This window comes from Bacillus sp. F9_6S_D1_P_5, from assembly GCF_054823925.1.
In genome coordinates this window covers 143,059-167,878 of the sequence record NZ_JBTREW010000006.1, presented here as the reverse complement: position 1 = coordinate 167,878, position 24,820 = coordinate 143,059, and the positions used below count along the sequence as shown (strand labels likewise).

26 protein-coding genes are annotated in these 24,820 nt (G+C 37.2%); 25 read left to right on the top strand and 1 reads right to left on the bottom strand.

Going from position 1 to position 24,820, the window contains the following annotated elements; genetic code table 11:
* From prkC to spoVM, 5 genes are all read left to right on the top strand, one after another.
* Positions 1-1,974, top strand: coding sequence for a serine/threonine protein kinase PrkC (gene prkC / locus ACUXEY_RS09855; RefSeq protein ID WP_461300574.1), 1,974 nt, complete (start codon positions 1-3; stop codon positions 1,972-1,974).
* Positions 1,975-2,226: 252 nt separating this feature from the next.
* Positions 2,227-3,108, top strand: a complete 882-nt coding sequence (rsgA, locus tag ACUXEY_RS09850) for a ribosome small subunit-dependent GTPase A (RefSeq protein ID WP_166702017.1) — start codon at positions 2,227-2,229, stop codon at positions 3,106-3,108.
* A 2-nt stretch (positions 3,109-3,110) separates the two neighbouring features.
* The gene (gene rpe / locus ACUXEY_RS09845; RefSeq protein ID WP_087958595.1) at positions 3,111-3,755 is read left to right on the top strand and encodes a ribulose-phosphate 3-epimerase; all 645 of its coding nucleotides are present in this window, start codon (positions 3,111-3,113) and stop codon (positions 3,753-3,755) included.
* Between the two features lie 99 nt (positions 3,756-3,854).
* A complete protein-coding gene (locus ACUXEY_RS09840; protein WP_461300573.1) occupies positions 3,855-4,535 on the top strand; it encodes a thiamine diphosphokinase in 681 nt (226 codons plus the stop codon).
* Between the two features lie 66 nt (positions 4,536-4,601).
* Positions 4,602-4,682 carry a stage V sporulation protein SpoVM gene (spoVM, locus tag ACUXEY_RS09835; RefSeq protein ID WP_001213599.1) on the top strand — a complete coding sequence of 27 codons (81 nt, stop codon included), beginning with the start codon at positions 4,602-4,604 and terminating at the stop codon, positions 4,680-4,682.
* A gap of 73 nt (positions 4,683-4,755) precedes the next feature.
* Here spoVM and rpmB read toward each other — a convergent pair whose 3' ends face one another.
* A complete protein-coding gene (gene rpmB, locus ACUXEY_RS09830) occupies positions 4,756-4,944 on the bottom strand; it encodes a 50S ribosomal protein L28 (RefSeq protein ID WP_000124776.1) in 189 nt (62 codons plus the stop codon).
* 376 nt (positions 4,945-5,320) lie between these two features.
* On the opposite strand from rpmB, the gene ACUXEY_RS09825 reads away from it, so the two are divergent.
* The 20 genes from ACUXEY_RS09825 (at position 5,321) to ylqF (ending at position 24,778) form a co-directional block, all read left to right on the top strand.
* Positions 5,321-5,683 (top strand): Asp23/Gls24 family envelope stress response protein, encoded by a 363-nt coding sequence (locus tag ACUXEY_RS09825; protein WP_000021109.1) that lies wholly within the window; start codon positions 5,321-5,323, stop codon positions 5,681-5,683.
* A gap of 22 nt (positions 5,684-5,705) precedes the next feature.
* Positions 5,706-7,382, top strand: coding sequence for a DAK2 domain-containing protein (locus ACUXEY_RS09820; RefSeq protein ID WP_166702019.1), 1,677 nt, complete (start codon positions 5,706-5,708; stop codon positions 7,380-7,382).
* 289 nt (positions 7,383-7,671) lie between these two features.
* A complete protein-coding gene (gene recG / locus ACUXEY_RS09815) occupies positions 7,672-9,720 on the top strand; it encodes an ATP-dependent DNA helicase RecG (protein WP_461300572.1) in 2,049 nt (682 codons plus the stop codon).
* A gap of 88 nt (positions 9,721-9,808) precedes the next feature.
* Entirely contained in the window at positions 9,809-10,402 is a 594-nt protein-coding gene (gene fapR / locus ACUXEY_RS09810) for a transcription factor FapR (RefSeq protein ID WP_000747352.1), read from the top strand.
* Positions 10,399-11,391, top strand: coding sequence for a phosphate acyltransferase PlsX (plsX, locus tag ACUXEY_RS09805; protein ID WP_461300571.1), 993 nt, complete (start codon positions 10,399-10,401; stop codon positions 11,389-11,391). Before fapR ends, plsX begins: the two co-directional genes overlap by 4 nt.
* Positions 11,392-11,405: 14 nt before the next feature.
* The gene (gene fabD / locus ACUXEY_RS09800; protein ID WP_461300570.1) at positions 11,406-12,350 is read left to right on the top strand and encodes an ACP S-malonyltransferase; all 945 of its coding nucleotides are present in this window, start codon (positions 11,406-11,408) and stop codon (positions 12,348-12,350) included.
* Positions 12,350-13,090: a 3-oxoacyl-[acyl-carrier-protein] reductase gene (fabG, locus tag ACUXEY_RS09795; protein ID WP_461300569.1), complete on the top strand. Its 741-nt coding sequence runs from the start codon at positions 12,350-12,352 to the stop codon at positions 13,088-13,090. Before fabD ends, fabG begins: the two co-directional genes overlap by 1 nt.
* A 69-nt stretch (positions 13,091-13,159) precedes the next feature.
* Positions 13,160-13,393, top strand: a complete 234-nt coding sequence (gene acpP / locus ACUXEY_RS09790; RefSeq protein WP_000786062.1) for an acyl carrier protein — start codon at positions 13,160-13,162, stop codon at positions 13,391-13,393.
* A gap of 58 nt (positions 13,394-13,451) precedes the next feature.
* The gene (rncS, locus tag ACUXEY_RS09785) at positions 13,452-14,189 is read left to right on the top strand and encodes a ribonuclease III (protein ID WP_001146867.1); all 738 of its coding nucleotides are present in this window, start codon (positions 13,452-13,454) and stop codon (positions 14,187-14,189) included.
* A 146-nt stretch (positions 14,190-14,335) separates the two neighbouring features.
* Positions 14,336-17,905, top strand: a complete 3,570-nt coding sequence (gene smc / locus ACUXEY_RS09780) for a chromosome segregation protein SMC (protein ID WP_429599481.1) — start codon at positions 14,336-14,338, stop codon at positions 17,903-17,905.
* Positions 17,906-17,920: 15 nt separating this feature from the next.
* Positions 17,921-18,910: a signal recognition particle-docking protein FtsY gene (ftsY, locus tag ACUXEY_RS09775; RefSeq protein WP_461300568.1), complete on the top strand. Its 990-nt coding sequence runs from the start codon at positions 17,921-17,923 to the stop codon at positions 18,908-18,910.
* A 133-nt stretch (positions 18,911-19,043) separates the two neighbouring features.
* The gene (locus tag ACUXEY_RS09770; RefSeq protein WP_000891062.1) at positions 19,044-19,376 is read left to right on the top strand and encodes a putative DNA-binding protein; all 333 of its coding nucleotides are present in this window, start codon (positions 19,044-19,046) and stop codon (positions 19,374-19,376) included.
* A gap of 12 nt (positions 19,377-19,388) precedes the next feature.
* Positions 19,389-20,738, top strand: coding sequence for a signal recognition particle protein (gene ffh, locus ACUXEY_RS09765; protein ID WP_000863461.1), 1,350 nt, complete (start codon positions 19,389-19,391; stop codon positions 20,736-20,738).
* Between the two features lie 100 nt (positions 20,739-20,838).
* Positions 20,839-21,111 (top strand): 30S ribosomal protein S16, encoded by a 273-nt coding sequence (rpsP, locus tag ACUXEY_RS09760; RefSeq protein ID WP_000268750.1) that lies wholly within the window; start codon positions 20,839-20,841, stop codon positions 21,109-21,111.
* Between the two features lie 14 nt (positions 21,112-21,125).
* Positions 21,126-21,353 (top strand): KH domain-containing protein, encoded by a 228-nt coding sequence (locus ACUXEY_RS09755; RefSeq protein WP_087958605.1) that lies wholly within the window; start codon positions 21,126-21,128, stop codon positions 21,351-21,353.
* 120 nt (positions 21,354-21,473) lie between these two features.
* Positions 21,474-21,989, top strand: coding sequence for a ribosome maturation factor RimM (gene rimM / locus ACUXEY_RS09750; RefSeq protein ID WP_166702027.1), 516 nt, complete (start codon positions 21,474-21,476; stop codon positions 21,987-21,989).
* A complete protein-coding gene (trmD, locus tag ACUXEY_RS09745) occupies positions 21,989-22,723 on the top strand; it encodes a tRNA (guanosine(37)-N1)-methyltransferase TrmD (protein WP_166702028.1) in 735 nt (244 codons plus the stop codon). The genes rimM and trmD overlap by 1 nt, the downstream gene beginning before the upstream one ends.
* A 146-nt stretch (positions 22,724-22,869) precedes the next feature.
* Entirely contained in the window at positions 22,870-23,214 is a 345-nt protein-coding gene (gene rplS / locus ACUXEY_RS09740) for a 50S ribosomal protein L19 (RefSeq protein ID WP_001186516.1), read from the top strand.
* 101 nt (positions 23,215-23,315) lie between these two features.
* Complete coding sequence (gene lepB / locus ACUXEY_RS09735) at positions 23,316-23,867, top strand: signal peptidase I (protein ID WP_048530509.1); 552 nt, start codon at positions 23,316-23,318, stop codon at positions 23,865-23,867.
* A 20-nt stretch (positions 23,868-23,887) separates the two neighbouring features.
* Positions 23,888-24,778 (top strand): ribosome biogenesis GTPase YlqF, encoded by an 891-nt coding sequence (gene ylqF, locus ACUXEY_RS09730; RefSeq protein ID WP_016135245.1) that lies wholly within the window; start codon positions 23,888-23,890, stop codon positions 24,776-24,778.
* Positions 24,779-24,820 lie beyond the last annotated feature (42 nt).

Below are 24,820 nucleotides of genomic sequence, written 5' to 3'. Positions count from 1 at the left end.
GTGCTGATTGGAAAACGCTTAAATGACCGTTATAAGCTACTGAAAATGATTGGTGGCGGTGGAATGGCCAATGTGTATTTAGCTCATGATGAAATACTGGGCCGGGATGTAGCGGTAAAAATATTAAGACTCGACTATTCAAATAACGAAGAGTTTATTAAACGTTTCCATCGAGAAGCGCAGTCTGTTACAACGTTGTCGCATCCAAATATTGTGAATATGTATGATGTCGGAGAAGAAGATGGTATATATTATCTTGTAATGGAGTATGTACCAGGACAAACATTGAAACAATACATAATCGAGCGAGGGATGTTACCTATAGGAGAAGCTCTTGATATTATGGAGCAGTTAACATCCGCCATGGCACACGCCCATCATTTTGAAATTGTGCACCGTGATATAAAACCGCACAACATATTAATTCGAACTGATGGAGTAATAAAAGTAACAGATTTTGGAATTGCGACAGCTACAAGTGCAACAACAATTACACATACAAATTCGGTACTCGGTTCGGTGCATTACTTATCACCAGAACAAGCGCGCGGCGGGATAGCAAATAAACAATCAGATATTTATTCGCTAGGGATTGTTATGTTTGAGTTGTTAACAGGAAGACAACCGTTTTCTGGCGAATCTGCTGTTGCTATAGCTTTGAAGCATTTACAAAGTGAAATTCCGTCTCCAAAAAGATGGAATGAAAATATTCCACAAAGTGTGGAAAATATTATATTGAAGGCAACTGCAAAAGATCCGTTTCATCGATATCAATCTGCCAATGCGATGAAACGAGATATTGAAACTGCACTATATCCAGAGAGGATAAATGAGCAGCCATTTTACATACCGGAAGATATGGAAGCGACAAAAGCGATCCCGATTATTCAACAAGAACAATTATTCGAAAATGTAACTGATGAAACAATTGTTTTAAAAGGAAGTAAAGTGGATGAACAGACAAGGAACGAAGAAGCAGAATTAAATAAGAAGAAAAAACGAAGTAATAAATGGCTCAAAGTTTTAATTACAACATTTTTACTTTTAGCGATTGGAATAACGTTAGCGCTTACTGTTATTCCAGGATTCTTTATTCCAAAAGATGTAAAAGTCCCTGATGTAGCTGGTATGAAATACACGACTGCAGTAAATACATTAGTTGAAAAGGGTTTTGAAGTGACGGAGCCTAATATTGTATATACAGATGATGTGGAAGCAGGTGATGTGATAAAAACAGACCCTGTAGCAGGAAGAGTTGTGAAAGAAAACTCTAAAATTACTATCTATCAATCAGGTGGAAAAAAGAAAAATAAGATGAGTGATCTCACAGGAAAAGATTTTGAGAGTATAAGGAATGAATTAGAAGAAAAATATAAACAAGTTACAATAAATTATATTGAAAATGATAGGCCAAAAGGTGAAATCGTTGAGCAAATTCCGACGCCGGATCAAATGGTAGTAGAAGCGGAACAAGAACTGAAAATTTGGGTAAGTAAAGGCCCATATCAAATTAGACCAGGTGATTTTTCAGGATGGACTGAAAATAGCATAAATGGTTATTTGAATGAGAGAAAACTAACTCCAGATATAAAACGAGAGTATTCCGATACTGTTGATAAAGGACTTGTAATTTCCCAATCTCCAAAACCAGGAACACCGTTAAAAGAAGGAGATAAAGTGACTATTATCATCTCAGAGGGCCCTAAGCCGAAAGTAACGAAAACAGTAAAAGTGGATAATATTTCTATTCCTTATGAGTCTTCTATAATAGGTGAGAAAAAACCGCAAACGATAGAAATTTATAAAGAAGACATGCAACAAAAAATGGATAGACCAATCGAAACTAGAACAATTTCAGAGTCGGCAACTATTTCTTTAGAATTTATAATTCAAGAAGGTACAAAAGGACATTATAAAATTGTACGAGATGGTGTAACGATTATTGATAAAGAAGTACCATATCCAACTCAATAATAATGAATTCTATTTTCTTTTTGAAGAAGATGGAATGTATGACTCTTGCCTGTTATGCTCTCTACAAATAGTGGACTGTATAACAGGCAAAAATATATGATTCAAAAAGCTATAAAAGTGATACTGTTATAAATAATATTTTAAATTTGATGGTAGGTTAAATATAATAACTTGTATATATGGCGGGTTTTGAAATCATTATTTAATAATTTTAATTACAGCTTCACTTTATACAAAATAAAGGAGAATTATATGCCAGAAGGAAAAATTGTAAAAGCTCTAAGTGGGTTTTATTATGTGCAGCATGAAGAAGGGATTACACAATGTCGCGGGCGTGGTGTGTTTAGAAAAAATAAAATTACACCACTGGTAGGAGACCAAGTTGTTTTTCAAGCAGATAATCCAACTGAAGGATACGTGCTTGAAGTATTTGATCGAAAAAATGAACTTGTTAGGCCTCCTATTGCTAATGTTGATCAAGCAATTCTCGTTTTCTCTGCAGTAGAACCAGATTTTAATCCGGGACTGTTAGATCGATTTTTAGTGCTGATTGAATATCATAACATTAAGCCGATTATTTGCATTAGCAAGATGGATTTAGTGGATGAAAAAATGAGAGAGACTGTCGAATCTTATGCAAATGATTATCGTGAGATGGGATATGATGTATTATTTACTTCTATCAACACTTCGGAAAGTATTGATATTTTAAAACCGTTCTTAGAAGGTTGTGTTTCTGTCGTTGCAGGACAATCTGGTGTTGGGAAATCTTCTATGCTGAACGTTTTACGTCCAGAATTAGAACTGAAAACGAATGATATTTCCTCTCATTTAGGACGCGGAAAACATACGACAAGACACGTGGAATTAATTGCGATTGGAAGCGGACTAGTTGCAGATACACCTGGTTTTAGTTCACTTGATTTCATAGATATTGAAGTAGAAGATCTTACATATTGTTTTCCAGAGTTGAAAGAAGTGAGCCAATACTGTAAATTTAGAGGGTGTACACATCTTTCTGAACCGAAATGTGCTGTGAAGGCAGCGGTTGAAGAAGGGAAGATTACAGAATATCGTTATAAGAATTACAAACAATTCGTAGAAGAAATTAGAGAGAGAAAGCCGAGGTATTAGTTATGATTAAAATTGCACCATCGATCTTATCAGCAGATTTTTCAAAATTAGGGGAAGAGATTAAAGATGTAGAAAAAGGCGGAGCGGATTACATTCACGTCGATGTAATGGATGGACATTTCGTACCAAATATTACGATTGGACCATTAATTGTAGAGGCGATCCGCCCGATTACATCGTTACCGTTAGATGTACATTTAATGATTGAAAATCCTGATAACTATATCCCGACTTTCGCAAAAGCGGGAGCAGATATTATTACTGTTCATGTAGAGGCGTGCCCTCATCTGCATCGTACAATTCAGTTAATTAAATCTCATGGCATTAAAGCGGGAGTTGTATTAAATCCGCATACGCCAGTTTCAACGATTGAGCATGTATTAGAGGATATCGATATGGTATTACTTATGACAGTAAACCCTGGATTTGGCGGACAGAAATTTATCCATTCAGTATTACCGAAAATTAAACAAGTTGCAGAAATGGTTAAAGAGCGCAATCTAGACGTAGAAATTGAAGTTGATGGTGGTGTAAACGCTGAAACAGCAAGGCTTTGTGTGGAAGCGGGAGCAAACGTACTTGTAGCTGGATCAGCAGTATACAATCAAAAAGACCGCGGTGAAGCAATTCGTGTCATTCGTGGATAATGAATGAGCGAGTCTTTATCCTAGTGAATCTTCTAGTGTACTAGGTTTTCACTATTTATAAAGGATAGAGAAAAAATATGTAAAAAGGCAATCTACCGAATGGCAGATTGCCTTTTTACAATAGAAGGGGAAGGAAACATGATTATTCATATTTTAGCGGGAGGTCCTGCGGAATATTGTGCAGATTTTTCTCGATATGAAAATGAGAAAGTAGTGTGGGCGGCAGTTGATAGAGGAGTATATCGTTTATTAAAAGGCGGAATTACTCCAACTGTTGCGTTTGGAGATTACGATTCGGTTACTGAAGAGGAATTAGTATGGATGGGGCAGCAAACAAATGACTTACATATTGTTCCTCGTGAAAAAGATCAAACAGATTTAGAAATTGCGATTAACTGGGCGTTAAAACAAAATCCAGCATTAATTCGTATTTTTGGTGCTACCGGCGGAAGGTTGGATCACGGTTTAGCAAATATACAGATGCTTTTAAAAGGGTTAGAAGTAGGAATAGAAATGTGCATTGTAGACAATAAAAATGAAATAAGCGTAAAAAAAGTGGGTACACATATAATTGAAGAAAATAAAAATTTCCCTTATGTATCTTTTGTACCGGTTACTGAAATAGTGGAAGGGATTACATTACTTGGTTTTAAGTATCCTCTAACAAATAAAACAATAGAGTGGGGATCGACACTTTGTATTAGTAATGAACTCGTTGAGGAAAAAGGTACTTTTTCATTTACTTCTGGCATATTAATGTTGATAAGAAGCACTGATTAAAGAAACAATTTTGCTCCTTACATCATATAGTGAACAAGTGGAGTAATGGGGATTAGGAGGGAAACCATGAGATTTTATACAATTAAGTTACCTAAATTTCTTGGTGGAATTGTTCGTGCCATGTTAAATACCTTCAAAAAAGATTAAAAAAAGCACCTATTACCGGTGCTTTTTTCATTGGTATAGTAAAAAAAGAGCCTAGTGGCTCTTTTTTTTATTATTAAACACGTTCGATTTTGCCAGATTTTAATGCTCTAGCAGAAACGTAAACACGTTGAACTTTTCCGTCGATGCGTACGCGAACTTTTTGAAGGTTAGCGCCCCACTTACGTTTTGTAGCGTTCATTGCGTGAGAACGAGAGTTACCAGAACGAGCTTTTCTTCCAGTAATAGCACAAACACGAGCCATTTATATTTCCCTCCCTTGATACCTTACCATACGTAATTTTTCAATGTTAGTCTTTTATGCGATGCTAAAAACACTACTATAATTTAACACAACTAAATAGAGAATGCAACACTGTAGAAAAAAGAAATCAAGAAAAATTACTTGACACTATATGTCAATGAAGAAAAGCTGAAATCAAGAAAAATTGCTTGACATATTATAGTGGTACATGTTGTATAATAACAATGGACTATTTTGCTCATCATAAAAAATGTGATTTAAAACATAAAATATGAGAGTGAAAAGAAAGAACGATGGAATTTTCTTTAAAAAGATTATATGATAGTAACTAAAGTAGTCTAACTCACTTTCACCATTTATGAAGGGGGAAAACGAGATGTCAATTGAAATTAAAACGAAGTACGGTCAAATTGATATTAGTACAGATGTAATTGCAACAATTGCTGGAGGTGCCGCGGTAGATTGCTACGGTATCGTAGGTATGGCATCAAAAAATCAGTTAAAAGATGGATTAACAGACATTTTACGAAAAGAAAACTTCACTAGAGGTGTTATCGTTCGTAAAGACGAAGATGAAGTACATATTGATATGTATATTATTGTGAGCTATGGTACGAAAATTTCAGAAGTAGCACATAACGTGCAGACGAAAGTGAAATATACATTAGATCAAACTGTAGGACTAGCAGTAGATTCTGTAAACATCTACGTACAAGGAGTTAAAGTAATAAACTTGTAATGTGCATTAAGGAGGAAAATCTGTGTCAATTCAAAAAATTGATGGAAAACGTTTATCACAAATGATCATGCAAGGAGCGAATAATTTAACAAATAATGTTCAGCTTGTTGATGCATTAAACGTATTTCCAGTTCCAGATGGCGATACCGGTACAAACATGAACTTATCTATGACTTCAGGCGCACGTGAAGTGAAAGCAAATCCTTCACAACATGCTGGTAAAGTCGGCGTAAGTTTAGCCAAAGGATTATTAATGGGAGCTCGTGGTAACTCTGGAGTTATTTTATCTCAGTTGTTCCGTGGTTTCTCAAAATCCATTGAACAAAAAGAAGAATTAACAACAGTTGATTTTGCTGCAGCTTTAGAAGCTGGAGTAGAGGCGGCTTACAAAGCGGTTATGAAACCGATTGAAGGAACGATTTTAACGGTTGCAAGAGAAACGGGTAAATATGCAGTAACAGTTGCGAAAAAACAGCGCGACTTTGTTTTGTTTATGGAAGACGTTGTGAAAGAAGCGAATGCATCGTTAAATCGTACGCCAGATTTATTACCTGTATTAAAACAAGTTGGCGTTGTAGATAGCGGTGGTAAAGGTCTTGTAGTAGTATACGAAGGATTTTTAGCTGACTTAAAAGGAGAAACAATTTCTTCTGATGCACCTGCCCAACCATCTATGAATGAGATGGTACGAGCAGAACATCACCGTAGTGTACAAAGCCAATTGAGTACAGAAGATATTAAGTATGGATATTGTACGGAGTTCATGGTGAAATTAGAGGCTGAAAAAGTGAAAGAGCATAATTTCTCTGAACAAAAATTCCGTGAAGATATTAGTGTTTATGGGGATTCTCTATTAGTTGTATCTGACGATGAAATTGTAAAAGTTCATATTCATGCAGAGCATCCTGGAGACGCTATGAACTACGGACAACGTTACGGTAGTTTAATCAAGATTAAAGTAGAGAATATGCGTGAACAGCATACTGCTTTATTAGATGAGCCTGCTATGATGCCTGAGCCAATTAGCCAGTCTAAAGAGAAGCAACCGTACGGTATCGTAACTGTAGCTATGGGATCTGGTATTAAAACTTTATTTGAGAGCATTGGCGCGACGAAAGTTATCGAAGGTGGCCAAACGATGAATCCAAGTACGGAGGATATTGTGAAGGCGATTGAAGAAGCGAACGCTGAAAAAATCATTATTTTACCGAATAACGGGAATATCGTGATGGCAGCAGAACAAGCAGCGTCAGTTGTGGATCAAGAAGTGATTGTAGTTCGTTCAAAAACAGTTCCTCAAGGTATGGCTGCAATGTTAGCATTTAATCCAGTTGGAACGTTAGAAGAAAATGAAGAAAACATGAAAGAAGCTTTATCTCATGTGAAAACTGGTCAAATTACGTATGCTGTACGTGATACGGAAATTGATGGTGTAGCAATTCAAAAAGATGACTTCATGTGTATTGCAGATGGAAAAATCGTATCAACAAATGCAGAAAAAGTAGGAGCTGCGAAGCAATTACTAGAAGCACTTATTGATGAAGATTCTGAAATCGTAACGATTCTACAAGGTGAAGATGCAACTGATGAAGAAGTAGCTGAGTTAGTTGAATTTGTAGAAGAGAAATTTGAAGATGCAGAAGTAGAAGTGCATGCTGGAAACCAACCGGTATATTCTTTCATCTTCTCTGTAGAATAAGAAAAATTCGTTTTGAAAATAAATGGATTACTTACTTGCTAATGGATAAGAAGTAGTAATATGAAGTTTATTACTAGTTTTTATTCAAAAGGCTAGCATATTGAAGATAAAAAAGAGCCTTGCTGCTAATAGTGAGGCTCTTTTCTTTCGTGTTGCTTATAAGGTATTTGAGTAGTTTCTCTTAGAATGCCTATGATAGAATATATAAGGTGAAAAAGAGCGATTACAGATGTCAATCGTGCTAATCGATAATGTATCAAAGAAAATAATGTGACGGAGCGTGAGAATCTTGAATGAAGTTGTACAAGTTCCTGTTACGGATGTAAAGGGAATCGGAGGAGAAACATCTGAGTTACTACACGAGATGGGAATTTATACAGTTTCTCATCTATTAGAACATTTTCCGTACCGTTATGAAGATTATGCGATGAAAGATCTTGCTGAAGTCAAGCATGATGAACGTGTAACAGTTGAGGGAAAAGTTCATAGTGCTCCTTTACTGCAATATTATGGGAAGAAAAAGTCGCGCCTTACGGTTCGTGTCCTCGTCGGTCGTTATTTAATTACAGCTGTATGTTTTAATAGACCGTACTATAAGCAGAAGTTAACTTTAGATGAAACTGTAACGATAACAGGTAAATGGGATCAGCACCGTCAAACGATTGCGGTATCTGAGCTTCATTTTGGACCTGTTGTACGTCAACAAGAAGTTGAACCTGTATACTCAGTGAAAGGGAAACTTACAGTAAAACAGATGCGCCGCTTTATTGCACAAGCATTAAAGGAGTATGGAGACTCTATAGTCGAAGTGTTGCCTGATGGATTGCTAAGTCGATATAAATTACTGCCACGTTATGAAGCGCTCAAGGCGCTTCATTTCCCTGCAGGGCAGGACGATTTAAAACAAGCGCGACGCCGTTTTGTATATGAGGAATTTTTCTTATTTCAGTTGAAAATGCAAACATTACGGAAAATGGAGAGGGAAAATTCGAAAGGGACGAAAAAAGAAATTCCTTTAGCAGAATTGCAAGAGTTTATCGATGCACTTCCGTTTCCGTTAACTGGCGCGCAACGCCGGGTTGTAGATGAAATTATGAAAGATATGACATCTCCTTATCGAATGAATCGGTTGTTACAAGGTGATGTAGGTTCTGGTAAAACGGTTGTTGCAGCAATTGGTCTTTATGCAGCGAAATTAGCACACTATCAAGGTGCTTTAATGGTTCCTACAGAAATTTTAGCAGAACAACATTATCAATCGCTCGCAGAGACGTTCTCGCACTTTGGTATGAAAGTTGAATTGTTAACAAGTTCAGTTAAAGGTGTAAGACGTCGAGAGATTTTGGCAAAATTAGAACAAGGAGAAATAGATATCCTTGTTGGAACACATGCTTTAATTCAAGATGAAGTTATCTTTCATAGGTTAGGTCTCGTTATTACTGATGAGCAACATCGATTTGGTGTAGCGCAGCGACGAGTTTTAAGAGAGAAAGGTGAAAGTCCGGACGTATTATTTATGACGGCGACCCCAATTCCGCGTACGTTAGCAATTACTGCATTTGGGGAGATGGATGTTTCTATAATCGATGAGATGCCAGCTGGTAGAAAGGTAATTGAAACATACTGGGCAAAACATGATATGTTAGATCGAGTTCTCGGTTTTGTGGAGAAGGAGATAAAAAAAGGAAGACAAGCATATGTTATTTGTCCCCTTATTGAAGAATCTGAGAAACTTGATGTCCAAAATGCAATCGACTTACATAGTATGCTGACTCATCATTATCAAGGGAAATGTCAAGTCGGATTAATGCATGGGAGATTATCATCTCAAGAAAAAGAAGAGATAATGGGACAATTTAGTGAAAATAAAGTACAAATTCTTGTATCGACAACGGTAGTTGAAGTAGGAGTGAACGTACCGAATGCGACTGTAATGGTTATTTATGATGCGGAGCGTTTTGGTTTATCGCAGCTTCATCAGCTGAGAGGGCGTGTTGGCCGTGGTAGTGAACAGTCGTATTGCTTATTAATCGCGGATCCAAAATCGGAAACGGGAAAAGAGCGAATGCGTATTATGACCGAAACGAATGATGGATTTGTATTGTCAGAAAAAGATTTAGAGTTAAGAGGTCCTGGAGATTTCTTTGGAAGTAAGCAAAGTGGTTTACCAGAATTCAAGGTTGCTGATATGGTACATGATTATCGAGCGTTAGAAACAGCTAGACAAGATGCGGCGTTACTAGTAGATTCAGAAGCATTTTGGCATAATGATCAATATGCTTCGCTACGTACGTATCTGGACGGAACAGGTGTGTTCCAGGGAGAGAAGCTCGATTAAAGGGATGCAACGAAAGTTTTTGTTGCATTCTACTTTTAATGATTATATACTACTGTTAGTACCTAGTCATAAAAATGGATGGTGCGGTATGAAAAAAAGAAGAAGCAAAAAAGAAAGACAAGAATTATTACAACAAACTATAGAAACGAATCCTTTTATTACGGATGAAGATTTAGCAGAAAAATTTCAAGTGAGTATACAAACCGTACGTCTTGATCGTATGGAATTATCTATTCCTGAATTAAGAGAAAGAATTAAACATGTAGCTACAAAGCAACATGAAGAAGATGTGAAATCTTTACCGTTAGAAGAGGTTGTCGGAGAAATTATCGATATAGAATTAGATAGACATGCAATTTCTATCTTTGAAGTGAAGGTAGAACACGTATTTAAAAGAAATCAAATTGCCCGTGGGCATCATTTGTTTGCACAAGCAAACTCACTAGCTGTTGCGGTTATTGATGAAGAATTAGCTTTAACTGCAAAGTCTACCATTCGATACATTCGTCCTGTAAAATTAGGGGAGCGTGTCGTTGCGAAAGCGCGCGTTGAAGATGTAGAGAATGATAAAGGACGGACGGTTGTCAAAGTGCGTAGCTTTGTTGGAGAAGAACTTGTTTTTACAGGCACTTTTGAAATGTATCGATCTAGTAATTATAGTGAGGAAGGTAACAACTTATGAAAATCGCAATAGATGCAATGGGCGGCGATCATGCTCCAAAGGCTGTCGTACTAGGAGCAATGAAAGCTATTAAGGAATACTCTGATTTACATATTACGTTAGTAGGGAAAGAAGAGGAAATTCGTCAATACTTAACGAGTGAAGAACGAATTACAATACTTCATACAGATGAAAAAATCGAATCGACAGATGAACCAGTAAGAGCGGTTCGTCGAAAAAAACAAGCTTCAATGGTACTAGCGGCGCAGCAAGTGAAAGACGGTGTAGCGGATGCTTGTATATCAGCTGGTAGTACAGGAGCTTTAATGGCGGCTGGATTGTTTGTTGTAGGTCGTATGGAAGGAATTGAGCGACCAGCTTTATCCCCTACAATGCCAACTGTTGATGGAGAAGGTTTTGTTATGCTAGATGTTGGAGCGAACGTTGATGCAAAACCAATTCATTTATATCAATATGCAGTAATGGGATCTGTATACGCAGAGAAAGTAAGAGGAATTAAAAATCCTCGTGTTGGACTTTTAAACGTTGGAACAGAGGATGGCAAAGGGAATGAGCTTTCAAAACAAGTCTTTGCAATGCTTAAGGATGCCCCGATTAATTTTGTTGGGAACGTTGAATCAAGAGATTTATTGCAAGGTGTAGCAGATGTTGTTGTATGTGATGGTTTTACAGGCAATGTAGCGCTGAAATCATTAGAAGGAACAGCGCTTGCATTATTCTCTATGTTAAAAGAGCAGTTAATGAGTTCGTTTACGAGCAAATTAGCAGCAGCGGTATTAAAACCAAAACTTATGGTATTAAAAGATAAAATGGATTATTCGGAGTATGGAGGGGCGGCATTATTTGGATTGAAAGCTCCTGTCATTAAGGCTCACGGTTCTTCCAATGATCAATCGATATTTAGTGCGATTCGTCAAACGAGAGAAATGGTAGCAAAAGAAGTTATTCCTACTATTTCAAGCGTAATGGAGAAAGAGTCACTCCAATAAGAGGAGGATTTGAAATGGGAAAACTAGCATTTCTTTTTCCGGGCCAAGGTTCACAGGCAGTTGGAATGGGTAAACAGTTAGCAGAGAATAATAAAGAGGTTGCAAATGTATTTGCAAAAGCAGATGAGGTGTTGCAAGATTCACTTTCGGAAGTGATTTTTGAAGGACCGCAGGAAAAGCTTACGTTAACGACAAATGCGCAGCCTGCCTTATTAACAACGAGTTTTGCTATTTTGACAGCTTTGAGAGAGTATGATATTACACCAGACTTTGTCGCAGGACATAGTTTAGGTGAATATAGCGCTCTTGTGGCAGCGGGTGCAATAACTTTTGAAGATGCTGTATATGCTGTAAGGAAACGCGGGGAATATATGGAAGAAGCTGTTCCTGGCGGAGAAGGTGCAATGGCGGCTATTTTAGGTGCTGATCCAAATATGCTGAAACAAGTTACAGAAGAAGTAACAAGTGAAGGATATGCAGTGCAAATTGCTAATATGAATAGTACGAAGCAAATTGTGATTTCTGGAACAAAGCAAGGAGTCGAGATTGCTTCTCAAAGAGCGAAAGAAAATGGTGCAAAGAGAGCTGTTCCACTTAAGGTAAGTGGACCGTTCCATTCTTCGCTTATGAAGCCGGCAGCGGAGAAATTCCAAAGTGTCTTAAATGAAATTACAATTCAAGATACGAATATTCCGGTTATCGCAAATGTAACAGCGGACGTTATTACAAGTGGTGCACATATTCAAGAAAAGTTAATTGAGCAGCTCTATTCGCCTGTCTTATGGTACCCATCCATTGAATATATGGTGAATCAAGGGGTAGATACATTTATTGAGATTGGACCTGGGAAAGTACTTGCTGGACTTATGAAGTCTATTGATTCATCGGTGAAAGCATATGCGATATACGATGAAGAAACATTGAAAGATACCATTTCAAATTTGAGAGGAGAAAACTGATGTTAAAAGGGAAAGTAGCATTAGTAACTGGTGCTTCACGTGGAATTGGTCGTGCGATTGCGATTGATTTAGCGAAACAAGGGGCAAATGTTGTAGTAAATTATGCTGGTAATGAGCAAAAGGCAAATGAAGTAGTTGATGAAATCAAGAAATTAGGTTCGGATGCAATTGCAGTAAGAGCAGATGTTGCAAATGCTGAAGACGTTACAAATATGGTGAAACAAACTGTAGATACATTTGGACAAGTTGATATTCTTGTAAATAATGCAGGTGTAACAAAAGATAATTTATTAATGCGTATGAAAGAAGAAGAATGGGATACAGTTATTAATACAAACCTAAAAGGTGTATTCTTATGTACGAAGGTAGTATCTCGATATATGATGCGTCAACGTCATGGACGTATTGTTAATATCGCTTCTGTTGTTGGAGTGACGGGTAATCCAGGACAAGCAAACTATGTTGCTGCTAAAGCTGGTGTAATTGGATTAACAAAAACATCAGCAAAAGAGTTAGCGAGCCGTAATATTACTGTAAATGCAATTGCTCCTGGATTTATTGCGACAGATATGACAGATGTATTAGATGAAAATATAAAAGCTGAAATGTTAAAATTAATTCCTGCAGCTCAGTTTGGTGAAGCGCAAGATATCGCGAATGCTGTAACGTTTTTTGCTTCTGATCAAAGTAAATATATTACAGGTCAAACGTTAAATGTTGATGGCGGTATGGTAATGTAATAAAAGAATTGATTTCAACTAGTTTTTTTGGCTAATATTTAATATAATATTTGAGGGGAGGTGAATGGAATGGCAGATGTTTTAGAGCGTGTAACAAAAATCATCGTTGATCGTTTAGGTGTAGAAGAAACTGAAGTAGTACCAGCTGCGAGCTTTAAAGAAGATTTAGGTGCAGACTCCCTAGATGTAGTAGAACTTGTAATGCAATTGGAAGATGAATTCGAAATGGAAATTTCTGATGAAGATGCTGAAAAGATTGCTACTGTTGGCGATGCTGTGACTTACATAGAGAGTCATCTATAATGCTTAAGTGAAGTCCCGTTTTTTAGCGGGGCTTCTCGGCTTATATCTGGAGGGACCTATGCCGTACCGAAAACATAGAGAAAAAAAATACGAAACAAAATATCGTGAAGCGTTTAAAGTATTTCAAGAAGAGATAGGTATTACGTTTTCAGATGAAAAATTATTGATTCAAGCATTTACGCATTCATCGTATGTGAATGAGCATCGAAAAAAACCACATGAAGACAATGAGCGTCTCGAATTTCTTGGAGATGCAGTATTGGAACTTACTGTGTCGCAGTATCTGTTTCAAAAATATCCGACAATGAGCGAAGGAGAGTTAACAAAACTACGTGCAGCTATTGTATGTGAACCATCTCTTGTTCGTTTTGCAAACGAGTTGTCATTTGGTAGCCTTGTTTTATTAGGGAAAGGTGAGGAAATGACAGGTGGACGTGAACGACCAGCTTTATTAGCGGATGTCTTTGAAGCGTTTATTGGTGCCCTTTATCTTGATCAAGGGTTAGAAACAGTATGGGGCTTCCTAAAAGAAATTGTATACCCTAAAATTAATGAAGGTGCTTTTTCTCATGTGATGGATTATAAGAGTCAATTACAAGAGTTGATTCAGCGTGATGGTAGTGGCAATATTGAGTATCAAATTTTGCAAGAAAAAGGACCAGCTCACAATCGAGAATTTGTGTCACGTGTTACGTTAAATAACGTGGCTTTAGGTCTTGGTAGTGGCAAGTCGAAAAAAGAAGCAGAGCAACAAGCTGCTGCAGAAGCGTTGAAAAAGTTAAAAGAACAACTATAAGGAATCCCCCTTTGAATGAGGGGGATTCCTTATGCATAGAATGAAACTTTCCTTTTGTTTGTAAATGAAAGGAAAGGAAATCCGTATAATAGTTTGTTTTGTATAAACAACATTTATGGCAACGGAGAATAGGAGGAAGGCCTTTCGTGTTTTTAAAAAGATTAGAAATAGCAGGATTTAAGTCTTTTGCTGAGCGCGTATCTGTTGATTTCGTCCCAGGTGTAACGTCTGTAGTAGGACCTAATGGAAGCGGGAAAAGTAATATTACTGATGCCATTCGCTGGGTACTTGGTGAACAATCGGCAAAATCATTACGTGGTGCAAAGATGGAAGATATTATTTTTGCAGGTAGTGATACGAGAAGAGCAGTTAATGTTGCTGAAGTAACGATAACTTTAAATAATGAAGATCAACGTTTACCGATTGAATATAATGAGGTGTGTGTAACGCGTCGTGTATCTCGTTCTGGTGATAGTGATTTTTATATTAATAAACAATCATGTAGATTGAAAGATATTATCGATTTATTTATGGACTCTGGTATGGGAAGAGAAGCTTTTTCGATTATTAGCCAGGGGAAAGTTGAAGAGATTTTAAGTAGTAAATCAGAAGAACGTCGTGGTGTATTTGAAGAAGCGGCAGGAGTGCTGAAATACAAGCTTCGTAAAAAGAAAGCTGAAGGGAAATTAGCAGACACACAAGAAAACTTAAATCGTGTACAAGATATAATTCACGAATTAAGTAGTCAAGTAGAGCCTTTAGAAAGACAAGCTTCTATTGCGAAAGATTATCTGGAGAAGAAAGAAGAGTTAGAGAAAGTAGAAGCGGCGCTTATTGTACATGAAATTGAAGAATTACATGAGAAATGGGAAGCGCTTCGAAATCAGTTTGGGCATAATAAAGACGAAGAAGCGAAAATGTCAACGCATTTACAAAAAGGTGAAGAAGAGCTAGAGGAATTACGAGGTCAATTGCAAGCAGTAGATGAGTCGGTAGATTCCTTGCAAGAAGTACTTCTTCTTTCTAGTAAAGAACTAGAAAAGTTAGAAGGGCAACGTGAGCTATTAAAAGAGAGAAAGCAAAATGCAACGACGCATTGTGCGCAACTCGAACAGTTAATTGTTGAATTAACAGCGAAAGCTACAAGTTATGATGGTGAAATAGAATCAAGTACAGAAGTGTTGATGCAATTTGTAAATCAAGTAAAAGAGTTGGAAACGAAATTGCATGATAATGAGCAATTGCTTGCAACATTTGCCGAAAATTTAGAGGAACAAATTGAGAATTTAAAAGGTGACTATATTGAACTTTTAAATCAACAAGCTAGTCATCGTAATGAGTTATCTATGATTGAAGAGCAGTCTAAACAACAAAACTCTAAAAATGAACGCCTTGATGAAGAAAATGCGAAATATGTAGAAATGCGTATGGAAATTACAGCGAAAAAGACGAAACTTGTGGAAAGTTATGAACAAGTGAAAGAAAAAGTAGCTGGAATCCTTTCGAATATACAAAAGACAGAAGCGGCACTTGGGAAATGCAAGACGCAGTATAGTGAAAACGAAACAAAACTGTACCAAGCGTATCAATTTGTACAACAGGCACGTTCTCGAAAAGAAATGCTAGAAGAGATGCAAGAAGATTACTCTGGTTTCTATCAAGGGGTACGTGAAGTATTAAAAGCTAGAGAAAATAGGTTGCAAGGTATCGAGGGTGCTGTTGCAGAACTGCTAACGGTACCGAAAGAATATGAAGTTGCAATGGAAATTGCTCTAGGTGCAGCGATGCAACATATTGTCGTACAAAAAGAAGAGCATGCTCGTAATGCAATTGCATTCTTAAAGCAAAATAAACATGGGCGAGCAACGTTTTTACCACAAGCTGTTATTAAAGGTAGATCGTTATCATTTGAGCAATTGCGTATTGTAAATCAACACCCATCGTTTGTAGGTGTAGCAGCAGAACTTGTGCAATATAACAATAAATATGAAAATGTAGTTTCGAATTTATTAGGTACTGTTATTGTTGCAAAAGATTTACGCGGGGCGAATGAGTTGGCGAAACAACTACAATACCGTTATCGCATTGTAACAATTGAAGGTGATGTAGTGAACCCTGGCGGTTCTATGACAGGTGGAGCAGTAAAACAGGCGAAATCTTCTTTATTAGGGCGTCAACGTGAGCTAGAAGAGTGGACGAACAAGTTAACTGATATGGAAGAAAAAACGACGAAGTTAGAAAACTTTGTTAAAGCAGTAAAGCAAGAAATTCAAGAAAAAGAAGTGCAAATACGCGAACTAAGGCAATGTGTAGAAGCAGAGCGTGTAGATGAACAGAAATTAAGAGAAGAAATTAGTCGTTTGGAATTAGAAGAACATCGTATTAATGATCGTTTATCTATTTATGATTTAGAGATTGAAGGGTTCTTGCAAGATCAAGTGAAAATGCAAGGGCGTAAAGAAGAGTTAGAAAAGATTTTAGCGACCCTTCAAGCTGAGATTACGGAATTAGATAGCAAAATCGCAGCTTTAACAAAACAAAAAAGCGAGCAGCATTCTTCGAAAGAAAAAGTTCAAAAAGAAATGACTGAGTTAAAAGTGTTGGCAGCTGAAAAGCAACAACGCTTATCTAATCAAAAAGAAAAAGTTGAACGATTGACGAAGGAAAAAGAAGAAACGGATGCAACGCTTCTCAAAACTAAAGAGGATTTAGCATTCTTAAAACAAGAAATGACATCGAATTCAAGTGGTGAAGAGCAAATTACGAATATGATTGAGAAGAAAGCATATGATCGTAATCAAACTTCAGAGTTAATTCGCTCTCGTCGAGAACAACGTGTATCGTTACAAGAGAGAGTGGAACATTTAGAGCGTAATTTGAAAGAAACAACAGGTAAACATAAATACATTCTTGAGATGTTGAAAGATCAAGAAGTAAAAATTAACCGACTTGATGTAGAGTTAGAAAATAGATTACAACATTTACGTGAAACATATACGATTTCATTTGAAGCGGCAAAACTGAAGTATACAATGGTGATGCCTGCCGAGGATGCACGTAAAAAGGTGAAACTAATTAAGCTATCCATCGAAGAGCTAGGTACAGTAAATCTAGGCGCAATTGAAGAGTATGAGCGTGTAGCAGAGCGTCATACATTCTTACTAGAGCAAAAAGAAGACCTAGAAGAAGCGAAAACGACATTGCACCAACTGATTACTGAAATGGATGAAGAAATGAAAAAGCGCTTTTCTACTACGTTTGAAGGAATTCGAATGGAGTTTCAATCGGTATTCTCTGAATTATTCGGAGGCGGTAGAGCGGATTTAGTTATGACAAATCCAGAGGACTTATTAAATACGGGTATTGATATCGTAGCGCAACCGCCAGGGAAGAAACTGCAAAACTTAGGTTTACTTTCAGGTGGAGAGCGTGCTTTAACAGCAATTGCGCTGTTATTTGGTATTTTAAAAGTGCGCCCAGTCCCATTCTGTGTACTAGATGAGGTAGAGGCTGCTCTTGACGAGGCAAACGTTGCCCGTTTTGCCCAGTATTTAAAGAAATTTAGTGATGAGACACAGTTTATTGTAATTACACATAGAAAAGGTACAATGGAAGAGTCTGACGTATTGTACGGTGTAACAATGCAAGAGTCAGGGGTATCTAAACTTGTCTCGGTTCGTTTAGATGATGGAGAAGAACTAGTTGCAAGCAAATAGGAAGGATGGGACAGTATGAGCTTTTTTAAAAAACTAAAAGAAAAAATTTCAAAACAAACAGATACGGTAACAGAGAAGTTTAAACAAGGATTAGAAAAAACGAGAAATTCGTTTGCAGATAAAGTAAATGATTTAGTCTTTCGTTACCGTAAAGTAGATGAAGATTTCTTCGAAGAATTAGAAGAAATTTTAATCGGCGCGGACGTTGGCGTTTCAACAGTGATGGAATTAATCGATCAATTGAAAGAAGAAGTGCAACGCCGTAACATTCAAGAACCAAGAGAAGTACAAGCTGTTATTTCAGAAAAACTAATAGAAATTTATAAAGGCGACAGCGATTTTACTAATGAAATTAATATGCAAAAAGATGGCTTGACAGTTGTTTTATTTGTTGGTGTTAATGGTGTAGGTAAAACTACGACAATTGGTAAGATGGCTCATAAGTTTAAATCAGAAGGTAAGTCTGTCTTATTAGCAGCAGGAGATACGTTCCGTGCTGGAGCGATTGAACAATTAGAAGTATGGGGCGATCGCGTTGGTGTAGAAGTGATTAAACAAGGATCAGGGTCTGATCCAGCGGCGGTTATGTATGATGCTGTACAAGCTGCAAAAGCACGTAACGTAGACGTATTACTATGTGATACAGCAGGACGTTTACAAAATAAAGTGAACTTAATGAAAGAGTTAGAGAAAGTAAAGCGTGTAATTGAGCGTGAAGTACCAGGAGCTCCTCATGAAGTATTACTTGTTATTGATGCTACAACAGGACAAAACGGTTTAAGTCAAGCGAAAACATTCCGTGAAGCAACGAATGTTACTGGTATTGTTTTAACGAAGTTAGATGGTACTGCTAAAGGTGGTATTGTATTAGCGATTCGTAACGAAATGGATGTACCAGTGAAATTTGTTGGATTAGGAGAGCAAATGGATGATCTGCAACAGTTCGATCCAGAACAATATGTGTATGGTTTATTTGCGAACTTAGTAGAAACAGAAGAAGTATAAGTGAAAGAAGCGGTATTTTCCGCTTCTTTTTCTATAAAAATATGTGATGTTAAGAAAAAAACTTGACACTCTTTTGTACTCCATGTAAACTAATTCATGTAAAGGGAAATCACTTAACAAAGGATGATCCAACATGCTCGAAAAAACAACGAGAATGAACTATTTATTTGATTTTTATCAATCGTTGTTAACGCAAAAACAAAGAAGTTATATGTCGCTTTATTATCTAGATGATTTATCTCTTGGTGAAATTGCGGAAGAATTTGATGTAAGTCGCCAAGCCGTGTATGATAACATTAAACGGACTGAAGCGATGCTTGAAGAATATGAAGAAAAATTAGTATTACTTCAAAAGTTTCAAGAGCGACAGCGACTTGTTGCAAAGCTAAAACAGCTAATCAGCGAAGAAGAGCATGTGAATGAAGAAATGAAACAAGTTGTTGAAGCTATCGAAAAATTAGATTAGGAGGGCGGCAATATGGCATTTGAAGGATTAGCCGACCGACTTCAACAGACGATGCAAAAAATCCGCGGCAAAGGAAAAGTTTCTGAAGCCGATGTGAAAGAAATGATGAGAGAAGTTCGTCTAGCTCTTTTAGAAGCGGACGTTAACTTTAAAGTAGTAAAAGATTTTGTAAAGCGTGTGTCTGAACGTGCTGTCGGACAAGATGTAATGAAAAGTTTGACACCTGGACAACAAGTAATTAAAGTTGTACAGGAAGAACTTACAGAACTTATGGGCGGAGAGCAAAGCAAAATTGCTGTTGCTAATAAGCCACCGACTGTTATTATGATGGTTGGTCTGCAAGGTGCAGGTAAAACAACGACGACAGGTAAGCTTGCGAATTTGCTTCGTAAAAAGCATAATCGTAAACCAATGCTTGTTGCAGCGGATATTTACCGTCCTGCAGCGATTAAACAGCTTGAAACATTAGGGAAGCAATTGGACATGCCTGTATTCTCTTTAGGAGATCAAGTAAGCCCTGTTGAAATTGCGAAACAAGCGATTGCAAAAGCAAAAGAAGATCATCACGATTATGTTTTAATCGATACAGCAGGTCGCCTGCATATTGATGAAGAACTAATGGATGAATTAGCGAAAGTGAAAGAAGTTGCGAAACCGGATGAAATTTTCCTTGTTGTCGATGCGATGACGGGACAAGACGCGGTAAATGTTGCACAAAGTTTCCATGAACAGTTAGGTTTAACTGGGGTTGTATTAACGAAATTAGATGGTGACACGCGCGGTGGTGCGGCATTATCTATTAAAGCTGTTACAAATACACCAATTAAATTTGCTGGTATGGGTGAAAAACTAGATGCACTGGAAGCGTTCCATCCAGAACGTATGGCATCCCGTATTTTAGGGATGGGAGACGTCTTAACATTAATTGAAAAAGCGCAAGCTACAGTTGATGAAGAGAAAGCAAAAGAACTTGAGCAAAAAATGCGTACGCTTTCGTTTACGCTTGACGATTTCCTAGAACAACTTGGACAAGTGCGTCAACTTGGACCGCTTGATGAATTGTTAGGAATGCTTCCTGGTGCAAATAAAATTAAAGGGCTGAAAAATGCGCAAGTTGATGAAAAACAAATTGGGCATATTGAGGCAATTATTCGTTCTATGACTAAATTAGAGCGAGAACAACCGGAAATAATCAATGCTAGTCGCAAAAAGCGCATTGCCAAAGGTAGCGGTACAACGGTACAAGAAATCAATCGTTTAATCAAGCAATTTGATGATATGAAAAAGATGATGAAAACGATGACTGGAATGCAAAAAGGTAAGAAAAAAGGACTAGGTGGATTGAAGTTTCCATTCATGTAAGGAAAAAAGATGGCTCTGTTAAGAAAAAATACTTTACAAAGCAATAGTCTTTTTGCTAATATAATTATCTGTGTGAAATAAATTCGGAGGTGCTTTATAAATGGCAGTTAAAATTCGTTTAAAACGTATGGGAGCTAAAAAAACTCCTTTCTATCGTGTAGTTGTTGCAGATTCTCGTTCTCCTCGTGACGGACGTTTCATTGAGGAAATCGGTACTTACAATCCGGTTGCTCAACCAGCTGAAGTTAAGATCAACGAAGAAGCAGCATTAAAATGGTTAGGAAATGGTGCTAAACCATCTGATACAGTTCGTAACTTATTCTCTAACCAAGGTATCATGGAGAAATTCCACTTATCTAAACAAGGTAAGTAATTGAGGCAATGACTATGAAGAAGTTAGTCGAGACGATTGTCAAGCCTCTTGTCGATCATCCTGAAGATGTAAATGTTACACAGGAACTTTACAACGGAGAGATTAAGTATCGATTAACTGTACATCCTGAGGATGTTGGAAAAGTCATTGGAAAGCAAGGGAAAGTTGCGAAAGCAATTCGAATGCTCTTGTATTCAGTGGGACATCATAATGATGAAAAAGTAACACTGGAAATTCAATAAACGTAAAAAGGGCGAGGAGTTATTCCTCTCCCTTTTTTAACATTTAAAGAGAAGTTGCATGTTCCATATATGAAATGGAGATGCTTAATTTATATAGAAACCAGGGGTGACATACTATTTATGACAAAATGGTTTAACGTAGGGAAAATTGTAAATACTCATGGCGTAAGAGGAGAAATTCGTGTTATTTCTCGTACTGATTTTCCAGAAGAGCGATATAAAGTAGGAAACACGTTATACATAAGCGATGAGAAAGGTACAGACTACCTTCCGGTAAAGGTAACTTCTCATCGTCAACATAAGACATTTGATTTATTAACACTTGAAGGATACAACAATGTAGATGAAGTAGAGAAGTTTAAAGGTTCTTTAATAAAAGTACCAGAAGAGCAGTTAGGCGAACTAGCTGAAGGCGAATACTACTACCATGAGATTATTGGGTGCAACGTTGTAACGGAAGAAGGAGAAGCGTTAGGAACAATAAAAGAAATTTTATCTCCTGGTGCAAATGATGTTTGGGTAATTAAACGTCCAAAAGGTCAAGATCTGTTAATTCCTTATATTGATGATGTTGTACTTCAAGTTAATATTGAGAATAAATTAGTAACCATTCATGTAATGGAAGGGCTGTTATAATGAAAATTGACATTTTAACATTGTTTCCAGATATGTTTACAGGTGTGTTTGGATCTTCAATTTTAAAGAAAGCACAAGAAAAAGAAGCGGTAGAGCTTCGTGTTGTCAATTTCCGCGACTATACAATGAGTAAGCATAATAGCGTAGATGATTATCCGTATGGTGGTGGTGCTGGGATGGTACTAACCCCTCAGCCTATCTTTGATGCAGTGGAAGAGTTAACGAAGGAAACAGAACGTAAACCGAGAGTTGTCTTAATGTGTCCACAAGGAGAGCGTTTTACGCAGAAGAAGGCAGAAGAGCTTGCTGAAGAAGAGCATGTTATTTTTGTGTGTGGTCATTATGAAGGGTACGATGAACGAATTCGTGAACATCTCGTAACAGATGAAATTTCTATCGGCGACTACGTATTAACGGGTGGAGAGTTAGCCTCTATGGTTATCACTGATAGTGTCGTACGTCTCTTGCCAGGGGTACTAGGAAATCATGCTTCGCAAGTCGAGGATTCGTTTAGTACAGGTTTATTAGAGCACCCTCATTATACACGTCCAGCTGATTTTCGTGGAATGAAGGTACCGGATGTATTAATGTCAGGAAATCATAAAAATATTGATGAATGGCGACATAAAGAATCACTACGTCGTACGTACACGCGTAGACCGGATTTACTGGAAGAACGAGAATTGTCTAAGCAAGAAAAGAAATGGCTAGAACAGATTAAAGAAGGCAAATAAGGGCTTGATATATTTTCTATTGCAACAGTCCTAGCAATATGCTATTATAACACTTGTGCTGCTGAAATCAGTGGCCGTATTAACGATGTTCCGCTGTAATTTATTAAGACTTTATAAGAGCATCTGTTTAAAGGAGAGAATTTAATATGCAACAATTAATCGCAGAAATTACAAAAGGCCAATTAAAAACTGACCTTCCTTCATTCCGTCCTGGAGACACTTTACGTGTACACGTAAAAGTAGTTGAGGGAACTCGTGAAAGAATTCAGCTTTTCGAAGGTGTTGTAATTAAACGTCGTGGTGGCGGAATTAGTGAAACATTCACAGTTCGTAAGATTTCTTACGGTGTAGGTGTTGAGCGTACATTCCCAGTTCACACGCCAAGAATCGCGAAAATCGAAGTACTTCGCCGTGGTAAAGTACGTCGTGCTAAGTTATACTACTTACGTAACCTTCGCGGTAAAAAAGCACGTATTAAAGAAATTCGATAAGACATGTATGGGAGCTTGTAAATGCACAAGCTCCCTTTTTCCAATCTATATAAAATTTTGATATAATACGAGCAGCTTACATAATCGTGGAGGGGAAATGCATGAAGAAAGAAAAGAGTTCACTTTGGGAATGGATCAAGGCAATTTTGATTGCTGTTGTATTAGCGGGTGTTATTAGACAGTTTTTCTTTGCACCAATTCTCGTAGATGGAGTATCGATGGCATCTACTTTACATGATCGCGATCGAATGATTGTCAATAAAATTGGTTATCACATAGGAGACCCGAAACGATTTGATATTATTGTATTCCGAGCAACGGAAGATAAGGATTATATTAAGCGTATTATCGGCCTTCCAGGCGATGAAATAGAGTATCGTAATGACAAACTGTATGTAAACGGAAAGGCTTATGAGGAGCCGTATTTAGACAAGCAGAAAAAGCAACTTGCTGATGGACCGCTTACATATGATTTTACTCTTGAAGAAATGACAGGGAAGAAAACTGTTCCAGAAGGTCAGTTATTTGTTTTAGGTGATAATCGTCGTTTTAGTAAAGATAGCCGTTCGATTGGTACAATTTCAATGGACCAAGTAATCGGAAAAGCAAATATACTATATTGGCCTTTAAAAGACGCTCGTATTGTGAAATAAAAGAAAAAGAAGGTGGCAACATGGTAATTCAATGGTTCCCGGGACATATGGCAAAGGCTAGACGCCAAGTAACAGAAAAATTAAAGTTAATTGATGTTGTAATTGAGCTTGTAGATGCTCGATTACCTTTATCGTCTCGAAATCCGATGATTGATGAGATTATTACACATAAGCCGAGGCTTGTTGTTTTAAATAAAGCGGATATGGCAGATGATCGTTTAACAAAGCAATGGATCGCATATTTTAAAGAAAAAGGCCATATGGCAATTTCAATTAACGCACAAGCTGGACAAGGTATGAAGGAAATTGCAGCGGCTTGTAAAGTGTTAGTGAAAGAGAAATTTGATAAAATGGTTGCAAAAGGTATTAGACCGAGAGCGATTCGTGCATTAATCGTAGGTATACCGAATGTTGGTAAATCTACGTTAATTAATAAATTAGCAAAGAAAAATATTGCTAAAACAGGAGATCGTCCTGGCGTGACAACAGCTCAACAATGGATTAAAGTTGGGAAAGAAATGGAACTGTTAGATACACCTGGTATTTTATGGCCTAAATTTGAAGATCAATTAGTGGGTCTTCGATTAGCGACAACTGGTGCAATTAAAGATTCAATTTTAAATTTGCAAGATGTTGCTGTTTACGCACTACGTTTTATGGAGAAACATTATCCAGAACGTTTGAAAGAGCGATATAATTTAAATGAGATCCCAGAAGATATTGTGGAGTTATTCGATGCAATTGGAAAAAATAGAGGCTGTTTAATGGGCGGCGGAATGATTGATTATGATAAAACATCTGAACTTGTACTTCGTGAGCTTCGTGGTGGAAAACTTGGAAAAATGACGTTTGAAACACCAGAAGAGTTTGCAGAGCAAACAGAAGATGTAGAAAAAGTAGAAGAAGTATAAGACGTGCGTTTGTACGTCTTTTCTTTTTTGTATATAAAGGGA